We start from the raw sequence: 20,756 nt of genomic DNA on the forward strand, positions 1-20,756 counted from the left end.
GGCGGCAGCGTGATGCGCTGTCGTCTCCCGTGCTCCCGCGCAGGCCGCACGCCTGGTGCGCATGCGCCGACTCCGTCAGGCTCGCCACTCGCTGCGCGCCGGCGTGTCAGGTTCGATCCGGCTGAAACGGTACTCGCCAAACAAAAGGCACCCGGTCAGGCCGCGCGCAAGATGACCGGTTTGTGCAGGACTGCTTGTGGATTGTCGGAACCCATCGCGTGGGACGGCAGATTACAAGCGCGTCGAGCGGCCGGTCATCGTCCGCCCGGTGCCGCGACCCGCGCGTGACGGGGCCGATTGCACTGAATGCACTGAATGCACTGGATTGCGGCGGCCGGATGCCTGTTGCCGATGTAGCCAGTTTTGTGCCATCGGTGGGGGAAGGGCGTGCGGGGTGGACTTGACAATTGATGTGGCGCCCGCGTGGCAGAAAAAACGTGGAAAACGTTACGGCGATGAAACGCGCCCGCTGAATGGCGCGCTTCTCGTTGCGAACGCGGACAGCGCAACGAAGCCGGATGCAATATGCGCGCTATCGCACCATCAGGTCGCCGCTTGTGTGTCTGTGGTGGCGCTCTGTTGTGCGCGCAATTCGTCTACGGGAATGTGGCAGAGAATGCGGTGACTACCGCCTGCGTCTGCGAGCGGCGGGGGCGCTTCGTCGCAAATGGCGCCGAGCTTGCGCGGGCAGTGCGCGCTGAAAATGCAGCCGCGCCCCGTGGCCTGCGCGCCGTTGGCCGTTGCCGCGCCGAGCGCGCGCGCGGCCAGCAGCGTTTCTGTATATGGATGCCACGGGCCGTCGAACACCGCGCCGGCCGGGCCGCTTTCCACCACGCGGCCCGCGTAGAGCACGACGATGCGATCGGCGAGGTAGCGCACGACATCGAGGTCGTGCGAAATGAACAGGTAGCTCACGCCGCGTTCGCGCTGCAGGCGTGCGAGCAGGTTGAGAATCGCGGCCTGCACGGAGACGTCGAGCGCCGAGGTGGGCTCGTCGCAGATCACGATGCGCGGCTCGCCCGCGAACGCCTGGGCAATCGCCACGCGCTGCTTGAGCCCGCCCGAAAGTTGCCGCGCGCGCGCCACGAGATAACGCGCCGGCACGCGCACGGCTTCGAGCAGTCCCGCGATGCGCGATTCGTCCGAGGCCTGGCGGGCTGCCGACGCGTCGTCGTGCGGCCGGGACAGAGCGCGCGCGATCAGCCGCTTCACGGGCAGCGCGCGATTGAGCGAGGCGTCCGGATGCTGGAACACGACGCGCAGCGCCGCGCGCTCCTCGGCTCGGCGCCGCGCGACGTGGGTGTGCAGGCGCTTGCCGTCGAGCTCGACGGCGCCGCCCGTATCGGGCGCATACAGGCCGAGCAGCATGCGCGCGAGCGTCGTCTTGCCGCTGCCCGATTCGCCCACGACGCCGAGCGTCTCGCCCGCATGCAGCTCGATCGATACGCCGTCGAGCGCACGGACGGCGTGCGCGCCGTGTCCGAAGGTGCGCGAGACATCGAGCGCCCGCAACACGACGCGCGCTTCGGCCTCGCCATTCGACGGGCCATTGCCCGAGGTCTGCGAACCGTCGCCGCCTCCGATCAGATTTCCGAACGGCAACTCGATCGCGCGTTCGTGATAGTGGCAGCGCGACATCTGCTCGCCGTGCGGCGACGTCATGCGATGCGGCGGCGGCGCTTCCACGCGGCAGCGCGCGTCGGCGAGGCGACAGCGCGGTGCGTAGATGCAGCCGGGCGTACTCGCGCCAGGCGCAGGCAACTCGCCCGGTATCGTGTCGAGCGCGCCCGCATGCTTGTTGCGCCCGTGCGCCGGCAGGCAGCGCAGCAGGCCGACCGTGTAGGGATGGCGTGCGCGCTCGAACACGTCGCGCGTCGCGCCTTCCTCCACGAGCCTTCCTGCGTAGAGCACGCCTACGCGCTCGCACATGCGCCCGATCACCGCGAGGTCGTGGCTGATGAGCAGCACTGCCATGCCCAGTTCCGCACGCAGCTTCGCGATGAGGTCGAGCACCTCGGCCTCGACGGTGGCGTCGAGGCCCGTCGTCGGTTCGTCGAGAATCAGGAGCGCGGGGTTCGACGCGAGCGCCATCGCAATCACCACGCGCTGCTGCATGCCGCCCGAGAGCTGATGCGGATAGCTCGCCAGCACGCGGCCCGGATCGGCAATGCGCACGCGTTCGAGCATCGCGTGCGAGCGTGAGCGGGCCACGCTCGCATCGGCGCCCGCGGCTTCGAACGCTTCGTTCAGCTGGCGGGCGATCGTGAGCGTGGGGTTGAGCGCGCTGGCGGGGTCCTGATAGACCATCGAAACGGCGTTGGCACGCAGCGCGCGCAGGCCGTCGGCGTCGAGCGCGAGCACGTCGTCGCCCGCGATCGCGATGCGCCCGGCCTTCACGCGGCCGTTGCGCGGGAGATAGCGCAGCGCGGCGAGCGCGACCGTCGACTTGCCGCAGCCCGATTCGCCCACGAGCCCATACGCTTCGCCGCGCCGGATACGCAGCGAAACGTCGGTGAGCACGTCGCGGTCGCGCCCGCGCACGCGGTATGCGACGGTGAGGCCGACGAGCGCGAGCGCGTCGTCGTCGCGCGGTGCGCTGAAGGTGGCGAGAGCGGGCCGCGACGCAGCGGGGCGGTTCACGATTGGAGCACCTCGCGCAGGCTGTCGGCGATCAGGTTCACGGCCACGACGAGCGAGGCGATGGCGAGCGCGTCGAATACCACGGTCCACCATGCGCCGCCCGCGAGCAGCGTGTACGACTCGGCGAGCGCGAGCCCCCAGTCGGCGGACGGCGGCTGGATGCCGAAGCCGAGGAACGAAAGCGTCGCCACCGCGAAGATCGCATAGCCGAGACGCACCGTGGCCTCGACGACGATAGGCGGCCAGACGTTCGGCAGAATCTCCGTGAACATCACGGCGAACGCATTCGCGCCGCGCAAGCGGGCCGCCGCCACGTAGTCGAGGTGGCGCTCGGCGAGCACCGCCGCGCGCACCGTGCGCGCGATGAGCGGCGCAAACGTGATGCCGATTACGAGCACCACGGCGAGATTCGAGGCCCCCACGGCGGCGAGCACGAGCAGCGCGACGATCACGAGCGGCAGCGCGAGCACGGCGTCGAGCGTGCGCGCGACGAGCGTGCCGAATGCGCCTTCGAAGTAGCCCGTGACGAGCCCGAGCGCCGCGCCTGCGAGCGTGCCGACGAGCGTGGCGAGCGGCGCGATCGTGAGAATGTCGCGCGCGCCCACGATCACGCGCGAGCAGATGTCGCGGCCGAGCTGATCGGTGCCGCACCAGTGCGTAGGGTCCGGCGGCAGGAGCGAGCTGAGCGGATCGGACGCGTAGGCGTCGTGCGGCGCGAACCACTCGCCCGCGAGCGCGCAGACGATCCACCCCAGGAGGATCAGCGCTCCCGCGACGAACGAGGGCGAGCGCAGCAGCAGATGCAGCGTGTCGCGCACACGCGTGTCGACTAGTGTTTCTTCGCCGGGTTCGCCCGGCGGCTGTGCATCGGGCGGTTCGCCGCCCGGGGAAATTGCTTCGGAGGCCATATCGTTCATGCGCCTTCCGGCGCGCGCAGGCGCGGGTCGAGGAACGCGTGCAAGGCGTCGGCGGCGAGATTGGCGAGTGTATAGACCGCGCCCACCGCGAGCACGGCCGCTTCGAGCAACGGGAAATCCTTGGCCTTTGCGGCGTTGAAGATGAGGGAGCCCACGCCCGGATAGCGGAACAGCGATTCGACCACGACGAGCCCACCAATCAGATAACCGAGTTGCGTGGCCGCCACCGTCACGCTGGGCAAGAGCGCATTGCGCAGCACGTGCCGCACGATCACGACGTGGCTCGGCAGCCCCTTGAGAATCGCGGTGCGCGTGTAGTCGGCGTCGAGCGCCGTGATGGTGCCCGCGCGCGCGATGCGCGCGAGATAGCCGAAGAACACGAGCACGAGCGGCAGCACGGGCAGCACGAGATGCCGCAATTGCTCGAGCACGCCCGCGCCGCCGGGCGCGGTGGCCTCCGCGGTGGCCTCGATAGGCAGCCAGCGCAGCCACACGCCGAAGATGAGGATCAGCACGATCGACGAGACGAACTCCGGCACGGCGCTCGCGCACAGGCCGCCCGTGCTGATTGCGCGGTCGATCAGGCGGCCTTCGTGGAGCGCCGCCCATACGCCGCCCGCAATGCCGAGCGGCACCACCACCACGAACGCCAGCAGGCCGAGCCTCGCCGACTGCAGGAGCGCGCTGCCCACGAACGGCGCCACGGGTTCCTTGTAGCTCCACGACATGCCGAAGTCGCCGCGCAGCGCATGCGTGATCCACGAGACGTACTGGTCGAGCACCGGCCGGTCCGCACCCAGTTCGTGATTGAGCGCGGCCACGGCGCGCGCGTCGGCGAGCGGGCCCAGCACGGCGCGGCCGATGTCGCCGGGCAAGAGCTGGCCGCCCGCGAATACGAGCACCGAAAGCAGCCAGAGGGTGAAGATCGCCCAGGCGGCACGCCGGCCGAGAAAGCGCGCGACGCCCGCGTGCGGGACGAATGCGCGTGCGGCGCCGGGCAGATTCGACATGGGCGGGAGCGGAGTAGCCATCGGAGCTCCGTTTCGGGTGCGTAGGGCCGGTTCAGGCGGCGAGCGTCGCGCGGTCGAAATAGAGCTGGGCGAGCGCGGTGAAGCGCACGCCCGAAAGCACGGCGCGCTGTGCGATCAACTGGTCGTAGAAGTACGGGATGATCACGGGTGTCTCGTCGAGCAGCAGCGTCTGGATCTGCCTCGCCACCTGCTTCTGGGCCGCCACGTCGAGCGTCGCCGCGAATTGCGCGACCAGCTTGTCGTACTGCGCGTTGCGAAAGTGCGCAGCATTCCACGTGCCGCCCGAGGTGAGCGGCGCGTTGAGAAACACATTCGGCACGCCGCGGTGCCCATAGTCGGTCATGCCGAGCGGCGAGTCGAGCCAGTCCGATTTGCCGAACGTGCCCGCACCGTAGTACTGCGACTGGCTTTCCACCTTGAGCGCAATGCGAATGCCGACCGCCTTCGCCGCGTTCTGCACGACCACGGCGAGGTCCGGTATCTCCATGTACTTCTCGGTCGTGAGCGTCACGTCGAAGCCGTTGGCCATGCCCGCCTGCGCGAGCAACTGGCGTGCCTTCGCGACATCGATTTTGCGCTGGGGGACGTCGCTTGCCGTGGAGGGGAAGATGGGCGCGAAGGGGCTGTCGTTGCCCACCACGGCGCGGCCCTTGAACAGGCCGCGCACGAGCACGTCGCGATCGAGCGCAAGCGCGAGCGCCTGACGCACGCGCTTGTCCCTGAACGTGGGCGAGTCGTTGCGCATGTGGATCTGGCGGTGCGCGCTCGAGCGCACGCCAAGCACCTTGAAGTCGGGATTGTTCAGGATACCGAGGCCGCCCTGCACGGTGAAGGTGCCCATCACGTCGGCCTGGTGGCCTTGCAGCGCAAGCAACTGCGCCTGCTCGTCGGCGTAGAACGCGAACTCCACGCGCGCGGGCAGCGACTTGTCGCCCCAGTAGTCGGGATTGCGCACGAAGCTCACGCCGCGCCGCGCTTCGAATTTGTCGAGCTTGAACGGCCCGGTGCCGATAAAGCTCTTTTCGTAATTGCCCGCATAGTTGGCGGGCAGCATCACGGCGTTGTAGTTGTCCGAAGAAACGTAGTAGGCGAAGTTGCCGTTGGGCGCGTCGAGATGGAACTCGACCGTGTGATCGTCGACGGCCTTCGTGCCGCCTTTGGAGAGCACGCCCTTGAGCACCGAGAGCGCCGCCGAGCCGGTTGCCGGGTCGGCGAGCCGATCGAAGGTCGCCACCACGTCCTTCGCGCCGAACGGCTGGCCGTCGTGGAATTTCACGTTGGGGCGCAGCTTGAACGTCCAGACGTCTGCTTTGGCGTTGGCTTGCCACGAGAGCGCGAGGGCGGGTTGCAGATGGCCTTGCGCGTCGTCGTTGGCGAGGAATTCGCCGGTCTGGTTCAGGAGACACAGCGCGCCCGCATCGGTCACGGTGAGCGGATCGACGGCGCCCGCGGGCATCAGGTGCGCCACGCGGATCGTCTGCTCGCCGGGTTTCGCCGCGCCCTGGGCGTGCGCGCCGCGCGGCACGGCGAGTCCCGCAAACGCAGGCAGTGCCGCGAGGCCCACCGCGCTTGCATAGCGCAGCAGCTCGCGGCGCGTGAGGCGGCCGGCAGCGAATTCGTCGAGTGCGTGGTTGCCGTGAGCGCCGGCCTCGCGCCGCAGGGCTTCGAGGCGGGAAGGACTGGACATGTCAAGCGGACGGCGGGACTGCGGTCGTTTCATCGGTGCGGGTTTCCGTGCGATTCCGTTCAGGGGGCGCGCGAGGCCCGGGGGCTTGCGCGACGGCGGCGTGCGGTACGGCAGACGACGAATGGTGCAGCAAAGTGAAACGATTGACGGGGCTATCGGATGCACCAGGGGCGCACCCGGGGCGCAATAGCTGGACCTAGTTTACGCGCTTTCGGCAAACGAGGCGAAGGGTAGGGTTTCGCGGGGTTGCGCGCGCGTGGCGCGCCGTGCAGTCGTCAGAGGGGCGCGAGTGTGCTAGCGGGCCGCGGCGGGCCGGCGCCAGCGATGGAACAACACCGAGCCGATCCAGCAGGCAATGAACGCCGCGACGATGCCGTACCCCAGCTCGCCGAAGCGCTCGTTCAGGCCGGCTATGAGCGTCCACGCGCCGCCGCTCGCCCCGAGCTTGCCGGCGATGAGTCCGAGCGCTTCCACCCCGCCGATCACGATCGCCACGAGCGCCGAGACGAACGTGATGCTCGCGTTGTAGTAGAGCTTGCGCCTCGGGTCGTCCATGGCCCAGCCGTAGGCGTGGACCATCAACACGTTGTCGGTGGAATCGACGAGGGTCATGCCTGCTGTAAAGAGCGCGGGGAACACGAGAATCGAATAGAGCGGCAGGCCCTTGCCCGCTTCGGCGGCGGCGATGGCGAGCAGGCCGATTTCAGTGGCCGTGTCGAAGCCGAGGCCGAACAGCACGCCCACAGGGTACAGGTGCCAGCTCTTCGTGACGAGCGCGAAAAGCGGCCTCAGCGCGCGCGAGAGGAGGCCGGCAGGCGCGGGCGCTGCAGCGGCGAGTGCTGCGTCGTCGCCTTGCTGCGCGCGGCGGTAGCGCATCCACACGTCGCGCAGGATCACGAGGTTCACGCCCGCGAGCACGAGCAGGAACGTCGACGAAACGAGCGTGCCAATGGTCGAGCCGATGTCGCGGAACTGCTCGAAGCGGCCATGCAGCGAGAGCGCCGTGAGCGCGATGCCGAGCGTGGCGACGATCACGACCGTCGAATGGCCGAGCGAGAACGCGAGTCCCACGCCTAGCGGGCGCTGACCCTGCTGCATGAGCTTGCGTGTGACGGTGTCGATGGCGGCGATGTGGTCGGCGTCCACCGCGTGGCGCAGGCCGAAGCCGTAAGCGAGCGCCGCCGTCCCGAGCAGCAGTGGATAGTGGCGAAACGCGATCAGCGCCCACGCCCACGCGCCGAGATTGGCGGCGATGAGCGCGGCATAGAGCGCAATCAGGCGGGCGCGGAGCGGGGCTGCGGGTCTCGTCATTGTGTCGTCATAGCGTCGTGGAAGGCGGTATGGGCTGCCGGGCGCTCAATGGTCGTGCGGATGACGGTGGATGGGGTCGACCCAGTACACGGTTTCCGGGGCTTCGACGGCGTCGATGTTCAGGTTCACCACGACGGCCTCGTTGTCGCTGCGCACGAGCACGCATTCGAGCGGATCGTCGGTGCTCGCGTTGATCTCCTGGTGCGGTACGTAGGGCGGCACGAAGATGAAGTCGCCCGGGCCCGCCTCGGCCGTGAACTCCAGATGCTCGCCCCAGCGCATGCGCGCGTGACCGCGTACGACGTAGATCACGCTTTCCAGCGCGCCGTGGTGATGTGCGCCGGTCTTCGCGTTCGGATGGATCGTCACCGTGCCGGCCCAGATCTTTTGCGCCCCCACGCGCGCCGCGTTGATCGCGGCCGCGCGGTTCATGCCGGGCGTTTGGGCCGTGTTCGTGTCGAGCTGATCGCCGCGTATCACCTTGACGCCGTTTTCGCGCCAGTCGATGGGCGCGTCGTCGTGCGGATGGTCGTGGTCGTGACTCATCGTCGTGTCTCCTTGACTGTGGGCCTCGCAGCGTTATCGCCGCATTGTGGCATGGTCAAAATTGCACCGCGCGCCTGCAAAAAAGCCCGTCCGCTGGGGACGGGCTTTCGTGTGCACAGCAACGCCGGCAGGTCGCCTGCATCGCCTGCGTGTTGCCTCCACTACGCCTTCTTCGCGTTGATAACCGCTTCGGCCACGTTCTGCGGGGTTTCTGCGTAGTGCTTGAACTCCATCGTGTAGGTGGCGCGGCCTTGCGTGAGCGAGCGCAGCGACGTGGAGTAGCCGAACATCTCCGAGAGCGGCACTTCGGCGCGTACGATCTTGCCGCCGCCGCCCGCGATGTCCTCCATGCCCTGCACGATGCCGCGACGGCTCGACAGATCGCCCATCACGTTACCCATGAAGTCTTCGGGCGTCTCCACCTCCACGGCCATCATCGGCTCGAGCAGGACCGGCTTGGCCTTGCGCATCGCTTCCTTGAAGGCCATCGAGCCGGCCATGCGGAAGGCGTTTTCGTTCGAGTCCACGTCGTGGTACGAGCCGAACGTGAGCGTGACCTTCGTGTCGACCACCGGGTAGCCCGCGAGCACGCCCGCCTTGAGCGTTTCCTGGATGCCCTTGTCGACGGCCGGGATGAACTCGCGCGGAATCACGCCGCCCTTGATGGCGTCGACGAACTCGTAGCCCTTGCCGGGCGCCTGCGGCTCGAGCGTGATGACCGCGTGGCCATACTGGCCGCGCCCGCCCGACTGCTTGACGAACTTGCCTTCCACATCTTCGACCTTGTTCTTCACGGTCTCGCGATACGCGACCTGCGGCTTGCCGACGGTCGCCTCCACGCCGAACTCGCGCTTCATGCGATCGACGAGAATTTCGAGGTGCAGCTCGCCCATGCCCGAGATGATGGTCTGGCCGGACTCTTCATCGGTTTGCACGCGGAACGACGGGTCTTCCTGCGCGAGGCGATTGAGCGCGATGCCCATCTTCTCCTGGTCGGCCTTGGTCTTCGGCTCGACGGCTTGCGAGATCACGGGCTCGGGGAAGATCATCCTTTCGAGCACGATGGCATGCGCCGGATCGCAGAGCGTGTCGCCGGTCGTCGCCTCCTTCAGGCCCACCGCGGCCGCGATGTCGCCCGCGCGCACTTCCTTGATTTCCTTGCGCTCGTTCGCGTGCATCTGCAGGATGCGCCCGAGCCGCTCCTTCTTGTCCTTGGTCGCGTTGAGCACCGTGTCGCCCGAATTCACCACGCCCGAATAGACGCGGAAGAAGATCAGCTGGCCGACGAACGGGTCCGTCATGATCTTGAAGGCGAGCGCGGAGAACGGCTCGTCATCGCTCGGGTGGCGCTCGATTTCCTTGTCGTGGAGGTCGTGGCCGAGAATCGCGGGCACGTCCACCGGCGAGGGCAGGTAGTCGATCACGGCGTCGAGCATGGCCTGCACGCCCTTGTTCTTGAACGCGCTGCCACAGAGCATCGGCACGATCTCGTTGGCGATCGTGCGCTTGCGCAGGCCGCCCTTGATTTCCTCTTCGGTCAGGCTTTCGTGATCGTGAAGATACTTCTCGAGCAGCGTTTCGTCGGCTTCGGCGGCGGCCTCGACCATCTTCTCGCGCCATTCGTGCGCGAGCTCGACGAGATTCGCGGGGATGTCCTCGTACTCGAACTTCACGCCCTGGCTCTCGTCGTCCCAGACGATCGCCTTCATCTTCACGAGATCGACCACGCCCTGGAAGTGATCTTCCGCGCCCACCGGAATCTGGATAGGCACGGCAACGCCCTTCAGACGCTCGCCGATCTGCCGCTGCACGCGGAAGAAGTCCGCGCCCACGCGGTCCATCTTGTTGACGAACGCGATGCGCGGCACCTTGTACTTGTTCGCCTGACGCCAGACGGTTTCCGACTGCGGCTGCACGCCGCCCACGGAGTCGTACACCATGCACGCGCCGTCGAGCACGCGCATGGAGCGCTCGACTTCGATCGTGAAGTCCACGTGCCCGGGGGTATCGATGATGTTGATGCGGTGTTCGGGGTAATTGCCGGCCATGCCCTTCCAGAATGCAGTGGTCGCGGCCGAGGTGATCGTGATGCCGCGTTCCTGTTCCTGCTCCATCCAGTCCATGGTCGCCGCGCCGTCGTGAACCTCGCCGAGCTTGTGATTCACGCCGGTATAGAAAAGGATGCGCTCGGTCGTCGTGGTTTTGCCGGCGTCGATGTGAGCGCTGATCCCGATGTTGCGATAGCGCTCGATGGGGGTCTTGCGAGGCACGGTGATCTCCTTGGAATGACGCGCCATGGAAGCTGCCGGGCGGCACGCGGCGCGGCCAGCGCGCGGCCCGATGCGCCGCAGGCGCGCGCCTGGGTGGCACGCGCCATGCGGGGGTTTACAGGATAGCGCTTGCGCGCCGGTTTTGCAGGGTGCATGCCGCGGCGCGGGAAGCCGCGACAGCGCTGCGCAGCGGCGCCAGGCGGGGCGCTGACCGGCAGGCGGGCAGGCGGGCGCAAAAAAAAGCCGGCGCCGCGTGAGTGCGGGGCCGGCTTGCGCATTTCGCGCAGCGCGCGAATCTCGCGCGCTGGATCACCGCGCGCTTACTGCAGCGGCGGCAGTCCCTGAATCACCATGCCGGGCTTGATGCCCTTCGCCGTGAACCAGCCCTTGGGCATTTCGAGCGCAAAGACGCCGTTGTTGCGCGGGCAGTGGTTGTTGGTCGTTTCGGCCTGCATCTCGTCGATGTCGGTGATCGTGCCGTCGGCGCGAATGAACGCGATCGACAGCGGAATCAGCGTGTTCTTCATCCAGAAGCAGTGCACGGCGTTTTCGCCGAACACGAACAGCATGCCTTCGTTGGGCCCAAGCTGCGAACGGTACATGAGGCCTTGTTCACGGTCGGCGTCGTTTGCGGCGACCGCCGCGTCGATCACGAACATGCCCGCCGTGAGCTTCACGCGCGGAAATTCGCCCGGCTGCTTCGCGCCTGGCGGCATCTGCTGCGCCTGTGCGATGCTCGACGTGGCCGTCGCGGTGAACATGAGCGCCGCGAAAGCGGCCAATGGCAATGCGACGACAAGCGTGCAGCGCACGAACAACGAGCGCAGGGAAAATCGCACGAGAGACTCCTTGCTGTAGGGTAATCCGCGCATGTTACGCGACCAGGTCAGGGCGGGTCAAAATGCGCGGCGCGGTTCACGTCATCGACGTGATGCGGCGAGCGTGCGTGTCAAAAAAAATGGCTAAAAATCGGGCAGCCAGACAAAAAGAAAAAGGCAGAACGCCTTGCGGCGCTCTGCCTTTCGTCGCGCTGAAGAGCGGCAACGCATGCCGCTTCTTCATGCGTCTTACAGCAAGCTTACTCCGAAGCTGCCGAAGCGGCTTCAGCCTTCGCTGCCTTCTTGTGCGACGACTTCTTGTGAGCCTTCTTGTGCGACGACTTGTGAGCAGCCGAAGCAGCAGCAGCCGGAGCAGCCGAAGCAGCTTCCGGAGCCGAAGCTTGTGCGAATGCAGCCGATGCGAAGAGACCAGCGACCAGAGCAGCGATCAGTTTGTTCATGTTGTGAATCCTCAAGCTTGAGTTGATTAACCAAGTGACCCGGTTTTTGGAGTCAGGTCGGTAAACGTGCCATCCACCTTTCGGTTGACAGTCGCTTTCGACAAATTCGCGTGAATTTGATTTCTGCGTCTGCCAGCGGTCGGGACCGTACATTGCTGCGAGGACCCGGAAGGCTGAATGCCGGATAGCTTCTGGCGGCATCTGCGTCGGATAACGCATCGTCTCGCGAGACGGTTGACGCAAACTTTCATTTGCTTCGTAACGAGACGCAACAGAAAGGCGAGGGACGTGCCGCGTCATTCGAAAAAAATCGATCGGCACGCGAAAAGTGCTTGCGCAACAATCACTTGTGTTGGTGAGACGTGTTTTGCCAGGGGCCATTGGCGGGCACGTCGATGCTTTCACCGGGCGCGAGGCCGAGCGAAAAAATATCGAGCGCGCCGATCGCGACGCGTACGAGCCGCAAGGTTGGATAGCCCACGGCCGCGGTCATGCGTCGCACCTGCCGGTTCTTGCCTTCGCTGATCGCAATCTCGACCCACGTCGTGGGTATGGACGCGCGATAGCGAATCGGCGGATTACGCGGCCACAAATTTTCGGGCTCGACAATGATTCTTGTTCGACACGGCTGCGTCACGAAGTCGCCGAGATCGATGCCGCGTTCGAGCGCGGCAAGCGCTGCCGCATCGGGTTCGCCTTCCACCTGCGCCCAATAGCGCTTCACGAGCTTGCGTTTCGGTTCGGCAATGCGCGCCTGCAATGCGCCGTCGTCGGTGAGGAGCAGGAGCCCTTCGCTATCGGAGTCGAGCCGGCCCGCGGGATAGACGCCCGGCACCTTCACCCAGTCCGCGAGGGACTGACGTGTTTCGTGCGGCGAAAACTGACAGATTGTGCCGAACGGTTTATTGAGGGCGATCAAACGCATGACAGGGCGACGGGTACGAATGGATAACTGGCTGGCGCCGAGATCTTAATGCATATTATGTTTCGCCGATTTTTATATCTTATATAAGACATAAGACTTGTGCTGGCGTTCATGTGATGTGCGCGGCACGCGAGCGCGAGGCGTGGGCTAGAATAGCCGCCAGACCCTCACGCCGACGGACCGTCCGCGCTGCCAGGCGAGCCGCCCGGTATGCCGCTTACCGAGCGGTGTTGCGCGCCGTGCGTCGCGTGTCTCTGGACAGTCTTGCTGCGAATATCGACCGCGCCGGTTGCCGGGAAGCCGAAACGGCGAGATGCCTTTCTCGCCGGGCGAACAGGCTTCGCCGCCGCCGCGAGGCGCCGAGCGCCGCGTCACACCCGCTACAACAGCCTTGCCCTTACTGGAGTCGATCATGCCGTATCAGCACATCGTGGTTCCGACCGGCGGTGAAAAGATCACCGTCAATCCGGACTTCTCGCTCAACGTCCCGGACCAGCCGATCATCCCGTACATCGAAGGCGACGGCACGGGCGTGGATATCACGCCGGTCATGCTGAAGGTGGTCGATGCGGCCGTCGAAAAGGCCTACGGCGGCAAGCGCAAGATTCACTGGATGGAAATCTACGCGGGCGAGAAGGCGACCCGGGTCTACGGTCCCGACGTGTGGCTGCCCGAAGAAACCCTCGACGCCGTGAAGGAATACGTGGTGTCGATCAAGGGGCCGCTCACGACGCCGGTTGGCGGCGGCATCCGGTCGCTGAACGTCGCGCTGCGCCAGCAACTCGACCTGTACGTGTGCCTGCGCCCCGTGCAGTACTTCAAGGGCGTGCCCTCGCCGGTGCGCGCGCCGGAGAAGGTCAACATGGTCATCTTCCGCGAGAACTCGGAGGACATCTATGCGGGCATCGAATGGCCCGCGGAGTCCGAAGGCGCGAAGAAGCTCATCAGGTTCCTGCGTGAAGAGATGGGCGTGACGAAGATCCGTTTTCCGGACAGCTCGGGCGTGGGCGTCAAGCCGGTGTCGCGCGAGGGCACCGAGCGTCTCGTGCGCAAGGCAATCCAGTATGCGATCGACAACGAGCGCCGCTCGGTCACGCTCGTGCACAAGGGCAACATCATGAAGTTCACCGAAGGCGCGTTCCGCGACTACGGTTACGCGCTCGCGCAGAAGGAGTTCGCAGCGGAACTGATAGACGGCGGCCCGTGGATGAAGATCAGGAATCCGAAGACGGGCGGCGACATCGTGATCAAGGACGTGATCGCGGATGCTTTCCTGCAGCAGATCCTGCTGCGCCCGGCCGAATACGACGTGATCGCCACGTTGAACCTGAACGGCGATTATGTTTCCGACGCACTGGCGGCACAGGTGGGTGGCATTGGCATCGCACCGGGTGCGAATCTTTCGGACTCCGTGGCGATGTTCGAGGCGACTCACGGCACGGCCCCCAAGTATGCGGGGAAGGACTATGTCAATCCGGGCTCCGAAATTCTCTCGGCGGAAATGATGCTGCGTCATCTCGGCTGGGTCGAGGCGGCGAACCTCATCATTGCCTCGATGGAGAAGTCGATTCTGCAAAAGCGCGTGACTTATGACTTCGCGCGTCTGATGGAAGGGGCGACGCAGGTGTCGTGCTCTGGCTTCGGGCAGGTGATGATCGAAAATATGTAGGCGGAACGCGACGCATCGCTGTCCCAGTAGAAAAAACCGGCAGACCGAAAGATCTGCCGTTTTTTTTGTCCGGCTCGCCGTCAGTCCGTCGTGAATGGATCGGCTATCCGGCTTCGATCGGCTCATGCGCTATTATGACAACGGTCAATCGAGTTCATCCGTGGTTTCGTTCAACGTGCCAGTCGTCTATCGCTTCCTTCTCGCCTGCCTGTTCGCGCTGCTTCCCATGCGCGGCGCGATGGCGTGCGGGCACGCGCAGCACGATGCACTGACGGCGCACGCTGCACTCACGCCGCACGTTGCGCTCAGCGATCGTTGCGCCGGGACGAGCACCGGCAGTCACGGCTCGCATTCGAGTTGCGGCGCGAGTTGCTGCGCTGCCGGTTGCTGCGCGCATTGCAGCGTGCCCTCCGCCATGACCGCATTCGACGCGCAGACCGACGCACACTCCACGCCCGTCGTGCTTCCCGCCGCCATGCGCGCCGGCATTACGCACGCGCCTCCTTTGCCTCCTCCAATCGCCTGAGCCGGGCCGCCCGCTCCGGGCGGCGTACTGCGCTCGCGCTTTGCGCGAGCGAAACGAATCCCGCGCGCACGTGCGTGTTATTGCGCGCCGCGTGTCCAGGCATGAATGAGGCATGAGGACTTCATCGATGAAACGAAGAGCATTTCTATCCGGCGCGTTGAGCGCCGCCACCACGACCCTGTTCGCGCGTCGTGCATTCGCACAAGAGGCGGGCGATGCGATGCACGGCATGACGGACATGTCGGCGATGTCGGGTGGCATGATGCAGGCACATGGACCGCTTGCACCTGCCGATGCGTTGCCCGCCGGCGCGCCGCTTGCCGCGCTGCGCACGCTCGCCAGCCAGAGCCGCGAGCCGGGCCAGTTTCGCGCGACGCTCGTCGCGCAGCCCGCTGCGCGTGCGCTGCTGCCCGGAAAGCCGCAAACGGTCTTCTGGCAATACGATGCGCTCGGCGCGCTCGCGGCGAGCGCCAACGATGGCCCGGTCATCGGCCCGTTGATCGACGTACGCGAGGGTGACACCGTCGAAATCACGTTCGTGAACCGGCTGCTGCAGCCTTCGACGATTCATTGGCATGGCCTGCCCGTGCCGCCCGATCAGGACGGTAATCCGTCGAATCCCGTTGCGCCCGGCGAGCAGCACGTTTATCGCTTCACGCTGCCGCAGGGGAGTGCGGGCACCTACTGGTATCACCCGCATCCCCACAGGCTGAGTTCGGAACAGGTGTTCCGCGGGCTGGCGGGGCCCTTCGTCGTGCGCGCCGCCGACGATCCACTCGCGGCGTGGCCCGAGCGGCATCTGTTCGTGTCCGACCTGAAACTCGCGGCAGACGGCACGATTCCCGCGAACGGCATGATGGACTGGATGAACGGCCGCGAAGGCCAGTACGTGCTCGTCAACGGCGCTCGTCAGCCGCACATCGAGGTCGTGCGCGACGAGCGCTGGCGCGTCTGGAACGGCTGTAACGCGCGCTATCTGCAACTCGCCTTCGACGACGGCCGCGCCTTCACGCAGGTGGGCACCGACGGGGGGCTGCTGGGCGCGCCGCGCGAGGGCGTCACCTCGCTACTGCTCGCGCCGGGCGAACGCGCGGAGCTGATCGTGCACGTGGGGCAGGGCGTCTCGCGTGCATCGCTGATTGCCGCGCAATACGACCGCCACAAAATGGCGATGACGCACGGCAGCCTGCCCGCGGGGCCGACGCTGAGCCTCGCGAATGTTGGCTTCGCCCCGGCCGGTGCGGAACAACCGGCACTGCCGTCGCGCCTGCGGCCGATTGCGCCACTCATATCTTCAGGTCCTCTAACGGTTCCGGGAAAAAGCGTGGTGTTCGGCGAAGCCATGGACATGAAAGCGATGCACGCGCCGGGCGCCTCCACGCAGCCCATGCCGCGCGGTATGCGGTTTATGGTGAACGGCGCGGTGTTCGATCCGGCGCGCGTGACGCTGGCGAGCCGGCGCGGGGAAGTCGAGCACTGGACGATAGCAAACGGCACGGACATGGATCATCCGTTTCATCTGCACGGCACGCAATTTCAGGTGCTGGCGCGCGAGCGCGGCGGTGTGCGCAAGGAGGAAGAATTGCTGGCATGGCGCGACACGGTGAACGTGCAGCCCGGTGAAACGGTGCACATCGCAACCGTTCAGCACGAGGCGGGCGATCGCATGTTTCATTGCCACATCCTCGAGCACGAGGACCTCGGCATGATGGGTACGTTGCGCGTGAGCTAGCGCGCGAACGTTAAAAAACCATGACGCCAAAAAGAAACCCGGCCGAAGCCGGGTTTCCAAGGTACGGGTACCGAACAGATCAGGCTGCTGCCTGAATGTTCGATGCCTGTTTACCCTTCGGGCCTTGCACGACCTCGAAGCTCACTTTCTGCCCTTCTTTGAGGGTCTTGAAGCCATTCATTTGAATAGCCGAAAAGTGAGCGAACAGGTCCTCGCCGCCTTCATCCGGCGTAATGAACCCGAAACCCTTCGCGTCGTTGAACCACTTGACCGTACCGGTTGCCATACCAACTTCCCCTGTAACTCATGTCACTACCACGAGCAGTTCGAAAAGCTAAACGATCGCGGTGCGATCGCCCCCTCCTCACAAGCTCACCAACGGCATTTTTTCGAATTTAAGGCGGTTGAAAAAAGTGCCAGCTTGATTGTTGGGGGTCTTTAATCTGCTGTCAAGAATATTTTGAGACGCTTCTTGACACGTTGTAAAGAGCGCATTTCCAGGGTTTTTCCTGCTTTTCGCCGACGCTGAGCGCCAGTGCATAAAGCAGCTGCAGGAGGGCGTCTTGAAAAGTCGCGCAGGTGACGCATATGCGATGCACCGCACCATGGAATCTGGCACTGAGCGTGCGGGCGCCGACAGTCGCTTCCCACGGCAACGTCAAGGTTGTGCGATACTCGATTTAACGGTGGCGTGAAAGCTGCTCAGAGCAGGATTGTGTACCGGCCCCGCAGCCGGTCGAAGGGATCGGGGCCGGGCCAGGGCGCATGAATTGCTTGCGGCGGGTCGCAGGTCGGGAGCGCCGGGTTCACCGGCCGGCCGGTCAGGTTACGGCAGGATTGCGGGCCTGTCCGAGTTGTTTAGAATGGGTGTATGGCGATTATCCCGGACAAGCAGGATTCAACCGTACTGGAGCGGCAGGAGCAAAAGGTCAAACCGCCCTCCATGTACAAGGTCGTGCTAATGAATGACGACTACACGCCGATGGAATTCGTCGTGATGGTCGTGCAGGAATATTTCAATAAGGACCGCGAGACCGCAACGCAGATCATGTTGAAGGTCCATCGCGAGGGCAGGGGTGTTTGTGGGGTCTATACGCGGGACATCGCGTCGACCAAGGTTGAGCAAGTCGTTACCCATGCACGGCAGGCCGGGCATCCGCTGCAGTGTGTGATGGAGGAAGCATGATTGCCCAGGAACTGGAAGTCAGCCTGCACATGGCGTTCATGGAAGCACGTCAGGCGCGGCACGAGTTCATAACGGTCGAGCATCTGCTGCTGGCGCTGTTGGACAATCCAACGGCGGCGGAAGTGCTGCGCGCGTGTGCCGCCAATATCGAAGACCTGCGACAGAACCTGCGCAACTTCATTCACGACAATACCCCTACGGTTCCCGGCACGGATGACGTCGATACGCAGCCGACGCTCGGGTTCCAGCGCGTGATCCAGCGCGCGATCATGCACGTTCAGTCCACTTCCAACGGCAAGAAGGAAGTGACAGGCGCGAACGTGCTGGTCGCCATCTTCGGCGAGAAGGACTCGCACGCGGTGTACTACCTGCAGCAGCAGGGCGTCACGCGTCTGGACGTCGTGAATTTCATTTCGCACGGTATCGCGAAGACGGGCAGCAGCGAAGCCGCCAAGGCCAGCGACGCGAACGCCGAAGCCGAAGACGCCGCCGGCCAGAAGGAAACCCCGCTCGCCCAGTTCACGCAGAACCTGAACCAGATGGCGAAGGACGGCCGGATCGATCCGCTCATCGGCCGCGAACTGGAAGTGGAGCGCGTGGTGCAGGTGCTGTGCCGCCGCCGCAAGAACAATCCGCTGCTCGTGGGCGAGGCCGGTGTCGGCAAGACCGCGATCGCGGAAGGGCTCGCCTGGCGCATTACGCGTGGCGAAGTGCCGGACATTCTCGCGGATGCCCAGGTCTACTCGCTCGACATGGGTGCACTGCTTGCTGGCACGAAATACCGCGGCGACTTCGAGCAACGCCTCAAAACGGTGCTGAAAGAACTGAAAGAGCGTCCGCACGCGATTCTGTTCATCGACGAAATTCATACGCTGATCGGCGCGGGCGCCGCGTCGGGCGGCACGCTGGATGCGTCGAACCTGCTCAAGCCGGCGCTCTCGTCGGGCACGCTCAAGTGCATCGGCGCGACGACGTTCACGGAATACCGCGGCATCTTCGAGAAGGACGCGGCGTTGTCGCGGCGCTTCCAGAAGGTCGACGTGGTCGAGCCGACCGTCGAGCAGACCGTGGCGATCCTGCGCGGTCTGAAGTCGCGCTTCGAGGAGCACCACGGCGTGAAGTATTCGTCGGGCGCGCTGAACGCGGCCGCTGAACTGTCGGCGCGTTTCATCACCGACCGTCACTTGCCCGACAAGGCAATCGACGTGATCGACGAAGCGGGCGCGGCCCAGCGCATCCTGCCGAAGTCGAAGCAGAAGAAAACCATCGGCAAGAGCGAGATCGAAGAGATCATCTCGAAGATCGCGCGCGTGCCGGCGCAAAGCGTGTCGCAGGACGATCGCAGCAAGCTGCAGACGCTCGACCGCGATCTGAAGGCCGTGGTGTTCGGCCAGGATCCGGCCATCGACGCGCTCTCGGCTTCGATCAAGATGGCGCGCGCGGGTCTGGGCAAGACGGACAAGCCGATCGGCTCGTTCCTGTTCTCGGGCCCGACCGGCGTCGGCAAGACCGAAGTGGCGCGCCAGCTCGCCTTCACGCTCGGCATCGAGCTGATCCGCTTCGACATGTCCGAGTACATGGAGCGCCATGCGGTGAGCCGTCTGATCGGCGCGCCGCCGGGCTACGTCGGGTTCGACCAGGGCGGTCTGCTTACCGAAGCCGTGACGAAGAAGCCGCACTGCGTGCTGCTGCTCGATGAAATCGAGAAGGCGCACCCGGACATCTTCAACGTGCTGCTGCAAGTGATGGACCACGGCACGCTGACCGACAACAATGGCCGCAAGGCGGATTTCCGCAACGTCATCATCATCATGACGACGAACGCGGGCGCCGAGGCGATGAACAAGTCGACGATCGGCTTCACGACCCGGCGCGAGCAGGGCGACGAGCTGGCCGATATCAAGCGCCTGTTCACGCCCGAGTTCCGCAACCGGCTCGATGCGACGATCAGCTTCCGTGCGCTCGATGAGGAAATCATCATGCGCGTGGTCGACAAGTTCCTCATGCAACTGGAAGACCAGCTGCACGAGAAGAAGGTCGACGCGGTCTTCACCGACGCGCTGCGCAAGCACCTGGCCAAGCACGGCTTCGACCCGCTCATGGGCGCCCGGCCGATGCAGCGCCTGATTCAGGACACGATCCGCCGTGCGCTCGCCGACGAACTGCTGTTCGGCAAGCTCATGAACGGCGGCCGCGTGACCGTGGACGTCGATGCGGAAGACAAGGTCCAGCTCACGTTCGACGAGCAGCCGGCGCCGCGCAATCCGGAAGCGGTGGAAGTGGAATAAGCCACGGCAGCGCTGCTGCGCAAGCAGCCTTCAGGCGAGACGGCGCAGTTCGAAAGGACTGCGCCGTCTTTCTTTTGGGGCCGGGCGGCAGGTCCAGGGGGCGCCGTGATGCGCAGGCGCGCCAGCCGTCAGCCGGTAAAATGCGCGTTGTCCGCCGTCGGCCTTTTCTTGATGCGCAGCGCTTCAGTCGCGTCTCGCGCAAAGCAGAGGTGTAACAGTGGTACCACGTAAAGCGCAAAAAGCACGCCGCGGCGTGCTTTTTTTGTTGCCCGCGCAACCGCCTGGCTCAGTGCTTGCCCGTGCTGCCGAAACCGCCCGCGCCGCGCTCGCTCGCCTCGAAGTCGTCGACGATGTTGAACTGCGCCTGCACGACCGGCACGATCACGAGCTGCGCGAGACGCTCCAGCGGGTTGAGCGTGAAGGTGGTGTGGCCGCGGTTCCAGGTCGAAATCATCAGCTCGCCCTGGTAGTCCGAGTCGATCAGGCCGACCAGATTGCCGAGCACGATGCCGTGCTTGTGGCCAAGGCCCGAGCGCGGCAGGATCAGCGCCGCGTAGCCGGGGTCGGCCACGTGGATGGCGAGGCCCGTCGGCACGAGCTTCGTTTCGCCCGGTTCGAGCGTGACCGGCGCGTCGAGGCACGCGCGCAGGTCGAGGCCGGCGCTGCCCGGCGTGGCGTACTGGGGTAGCTGGTCGCGCATGCGCTCGTTCAGGATCTTGATGTCGATTTTCATGAAGTCAGGGTGATGG

At 65.3% G+C, this 20,756-nt stretch carries 17 protein-coding genes; 5 read left to right on the plus strand and 12 right to left on the minus strand.

Annotated features, from left to right (window positions below; genetic code table 11):
* Positions 1-543 precede the first annotated feature (543 nt).
* The 10 genes from BHE01S_RS33000 to BHE01S_RS33040 all read right to left on the minus strand — a co-directional run bounded on the left by BHE01S_RS33000 (position 544) and on the right by BHE01S_RS33040 (position 12,606).
* The gene (locus BHE01S_RS33000) at positions 544-2,640 is read right to left on the minus strand and encodes a dipeptide ABC transporter ATP-binding protein (RefSeq protein ID WP_042271856.1); all 2,097 of its coding nucleotides are present in this window, start codon (positions 2,638-2,640) and stop codon (positions 544-546) included.
* Positions 2,637-3,557 (minus strand): ABC transporter permease, encoded by a 921-nt coding sequence (locus tag BHE01S_RS33005; protein WP_245639935.1) that lies wholly within the window; start codon positions 3,555-3,557, stop codon positions 2,637-2,639. The genes BHE01S_RS33000 and BHE01S_RS33005 overlap by 4 nt, the downstream gene beginning before the upstream one ends.
* Entirely contained in the window at positions 3,554-4,567 is a 1,014-nt protein-coding gene (locus BHE01S_RS33010; RefSeq protein WP_042271859.1) for an ABC transporter permease, read from the minus strand. Before BHE01S_RS33010 ends, BHE01S_RS33005 begins: the two co-directional genes overlap by 4 nt.
* Positions 4,568-4,619: 52 nt before the next feature.
* Positions 4,620-6,308: an ABC transporter substrate-binding protein gene (locus BHE01S_RS33015; protein ID WP_042271862.1), complete on the minus strand. Its 1,689-nt coding sequence runs from the start codon at positions 6,306-6,308 to the stop codon at positions 4,620-4,622.
* Between the two features lie 261 nt (positions 6,309-6,569).
* On the minus strand, positions 6,570-7,586 hold the full coding sequence (locus BHE01S_RS33020; protein WP_042271865.1) for a HoxN/HupN/NixA family nickel/cobalt transporter: 1,017 nt from the start codon (positions 7,584-7,586) through the stop codon (positions 6,570-6,572).
* Positions 7,587-7,631: 45 nt separating this feature from the next.
* Positions 7,632-8,132 carry a cupin domain-containing protein gene (locus BHE01S_RS33025; RefSeq protein WP_042271867.1) on the minus strand — a complete coding sequence of 167 codons (501 nt, stop codon included), beginning with the start codon at positions 8,130-8,132 and terminating at the stop codon, positions 7,632-7,634.
* 161 nt (positions 8,133-8,293) lie between these two features.
* Positions 8,294-10,402, minus strand: a complete 2,109-nt coding sequence (gene fusA / locus BHE01S_RS33030; RefSeq protein ID WP_042271923.1) for an elongation factor G — start codon at positions 10,400-10,402, stop codon at positions 8,294-8,296.
* Positions 10,403-10,722: 320 nt separating this feature from the next.
* On the minus strand, positions 10,723-11,241 hold the full coding sequence (locus tag BHE01S_RS33035; RefSeq protein WP_042271928.1) for a DUF192 domain-containing protein: 519 nt from the start codon (positions 11,239-11,241) through the stop codon (positions 10,723-10,725).
* Positions 11,242-11,480: 239 nt separating this feature from the next.
* Complete coding sequence (locus BHE01S_RS37430) at positions 11,481-11,681, minus strand: hypothetical protein (RefSeq protein WP_028213393.1); 201 nt, start codon at positions 11,679-11,681, stop codon at positions 11,481-11,483.
* A 343-nt stretch (positions 11,682-12,024) separates the two neighbouring features.
* Positions 12,025-12,606, minus strand: coding sequence for a pseudouridine synthase (locus BHE01S_RS33040; protein ID WP_042271870.1), 582 nt, complete (start codon positions 12,604-12,606; stop codon positions 12,025-12,027).
* 412 nt (positions 12,607-13,018) lie between these two features.
* On the opposite strand from BHE01S_RS33040, the gene icd reads away from it, so the two are divergent.
* The 3 genes from icd (at position 13,019) to BHE01S_RS33055 (ending at position 16,533) form a co-directional block, all read left to right on the plus strand.
* Entirely contained in the window at positions 13,019-14,275 is a 1,257-nt protein-coding gene (icd, locus tag BHE01S_RS33045) for an NADP-dependent isocitrate dehydrogenase (protein ID WP_042271931.1), read from the plus strand.
* Between the two features lie 124 nt (positions 14,276-14,399).
* Positions 14,400-14,801: a hypothetical protein gene (locus BHE01S_RS36200; protein WP_157025787.1), complete on the plus strand. Its 402-nt coding sequence runs from the start codon at positions 14,400-14,402 to the stop codon at positions 14,799-14,801.
* Between the two features lie 127 nt (positions 14,802-14,928).
* Positions 14,929-16,533 carry a multicopper oxidase family protein gene (locus tag BHE01S_RS33055; RefSeq protein ID WP_042271873.1) on the plus strand — a complete coding sequence of 535 codons (1,605 nt, stop codon included), beginning with the start codon at positions 14,929-14,931 and terminating at the stop codon, positions 16,531-16,533.
* Between the two features lie 79 nt (positions 16,534-16,612).
* On the opposite strand, the gene cspD is transcribed toward BHE01S_RS33055, so the two are convergent.
* Positions 16,613-16,819: a cold shock domain-containing protein CspD gene (gene cspD / locus BHE01S_RS33060; protein ID WP_017776809.1), complete on the minus strand. Its 207-nt coding sequence runs from the start codon at positions 16,817-16,819 to the stop codon at positions 16,613-16,615.
* Positions 16,820-17,404: 585 nt separating this feature from the next.
* On the opposite strand from cspD, the gene clpS reads away from it, so the two are divergent.
* Positions 17,405-17,719 (plus strand): ATP-dependent Clp protease adapter ClpS, encoded by a 315-nt coding sequence (clpS, locus tag BHE01S_RS33065; RefSeq protein ID WP_028213389.1) that lies wholly within the window; start codon positions 17,405-17,407, stop codon positions 17,717-17,719.
* Positions 17,716-20,007, plus strand: coding sequence for an ATP-dependent Clp protease ATP-binding subunit ClpA (gene clpA, locus BHE01S_RS33070; protein WP_042271878.1), 2,292 nt, complete (start codon positions 17,716-17,718; stop codon positions 20,005-20,007). Before clpS ends, clpA begins: the two co-directional genes overlap by 4 nt.
* Before the next feature lie 286 nt (positions 20,008-20,293).
* Here clpA and dut read toward each other — a convergent pair whose 3' ends face one another.
* The gene (dut, locus tag BHE01S_RS33075) at positions 20,294-20,740 is read right to left on the minus strand and encodes a dUTP diphosphatase (RefSeq protein WP_042271881.1); all 447 of its coding nucleotides are present in this window, start codon (positions 20,738-20,740) and stop codon (positions 20,294-20,296) included.
* Positions 20,741-20,756 lie beyond the last annotated feature (16 nt).

The organism is Paraburkholderia heleia NBRC 101817, from assembly GCF_000739775.1.
In the GTDB taxonomy this organism is placed as follows: Bacteria; Pseudomonadota; Gammaproteobacteria; order Burkholderiales; family Burkholderiaceae; genus Paraburkholderia; species Paraburkholderia heleia.

Coding starts and splice junctions, on each gene's coding strand:
- icd (WP_042271931.1), top strand. CDS start 13,019: ATGCCGTATCAGCACATCGTGGTTCCGACCGGCGGTGAAAAGATCACC.
- BHE01S_RS33040 (WP_042271870.1), bottom strand. CDS start 12,606: ATGCGTTTGATCGCCCTCAATAAACCGTTCGGCACAATCTGTCAGTTT.
- clpS (WP_028213389.1), top strand. CDS start 17,405: ATGGCGATTATCCCGGACAAGCAGGATTCAACCGTACTGGAGCGGCAG.
- BHE01S_RS36200 (WP_157025787.1), top strand. CDS start 14,400: ATGCGCTATTATGACAACGGTCAATCGAGTTCATCCGTGGTTTCGTTC.
- BHE01S_RS37430 (WP_028213393.1), bottom strand. CDS start 11,681: ATGAACAAACTGATCGCTGCTCTGGTCGCTGGTCTCTTCGCATCGGCT.
- BHE01S_RS33055 (WP_042271873.1), top strand. CDS start 14,929: ATGAAACGAAGAGCATTTCTATCCGGCGCGTTGAGCGCCGCCACCACG.
- BHE01S_RS33010 (WP_042271859.1), bottom strand. CDS start 4,567: ATGTCGAATCTGCCCGGCGCCGCACGCGCATTCGTCCCGCACGCGGGC.
- dut (WP_042271881.1), bottom strand. CDS start 20,740: ATGAAAATCGACATCAAGATCCTGAACGAGCGCATGCGCGACCAGCTA.
- clpA (WP_042271878.1), top strand. CDS start 17,716: ATGATTGCCCAGGAACTGGAAGTCAGCCTGCACATGGCGTTCATGGAA.
- cspD (WP_017776809.1), bottom strand. CDS start 16,819: ATGGCAACCGGTACGGTCAAGTGGTTCAACGACGCGAAGGGTTTCGGG.
- BHE01S_RS33020 (WP_042271865.1), bottom strand. CDS start 7,586: ATGACGAGACCCGCAGCCCCGCTCCGCGCCCGCCTGATTGCGCTCTAT.
- BHE01S_RS33005 (WP_245639935.1), bottom strand. CDS start 3,557: ATGAACGATATGGCCTCCGAAGCAATTTCCCCGGGCGGCGAACCGCCC.
- BHE01S_RS33015 (WP_042271862.1), bottom strand. CDS start 6,308: ATGAAACGACCGCAGTCCCGCCGTCCGCTTGACATGTCCAGTCCTTCC.
- BHE01S_RS33025 (WP_042271867.1), bottom strand. CDS start 8,132: ATGAGTCACGACCACGACCATCCGCACGACGACGCGCCCATCGACTGG.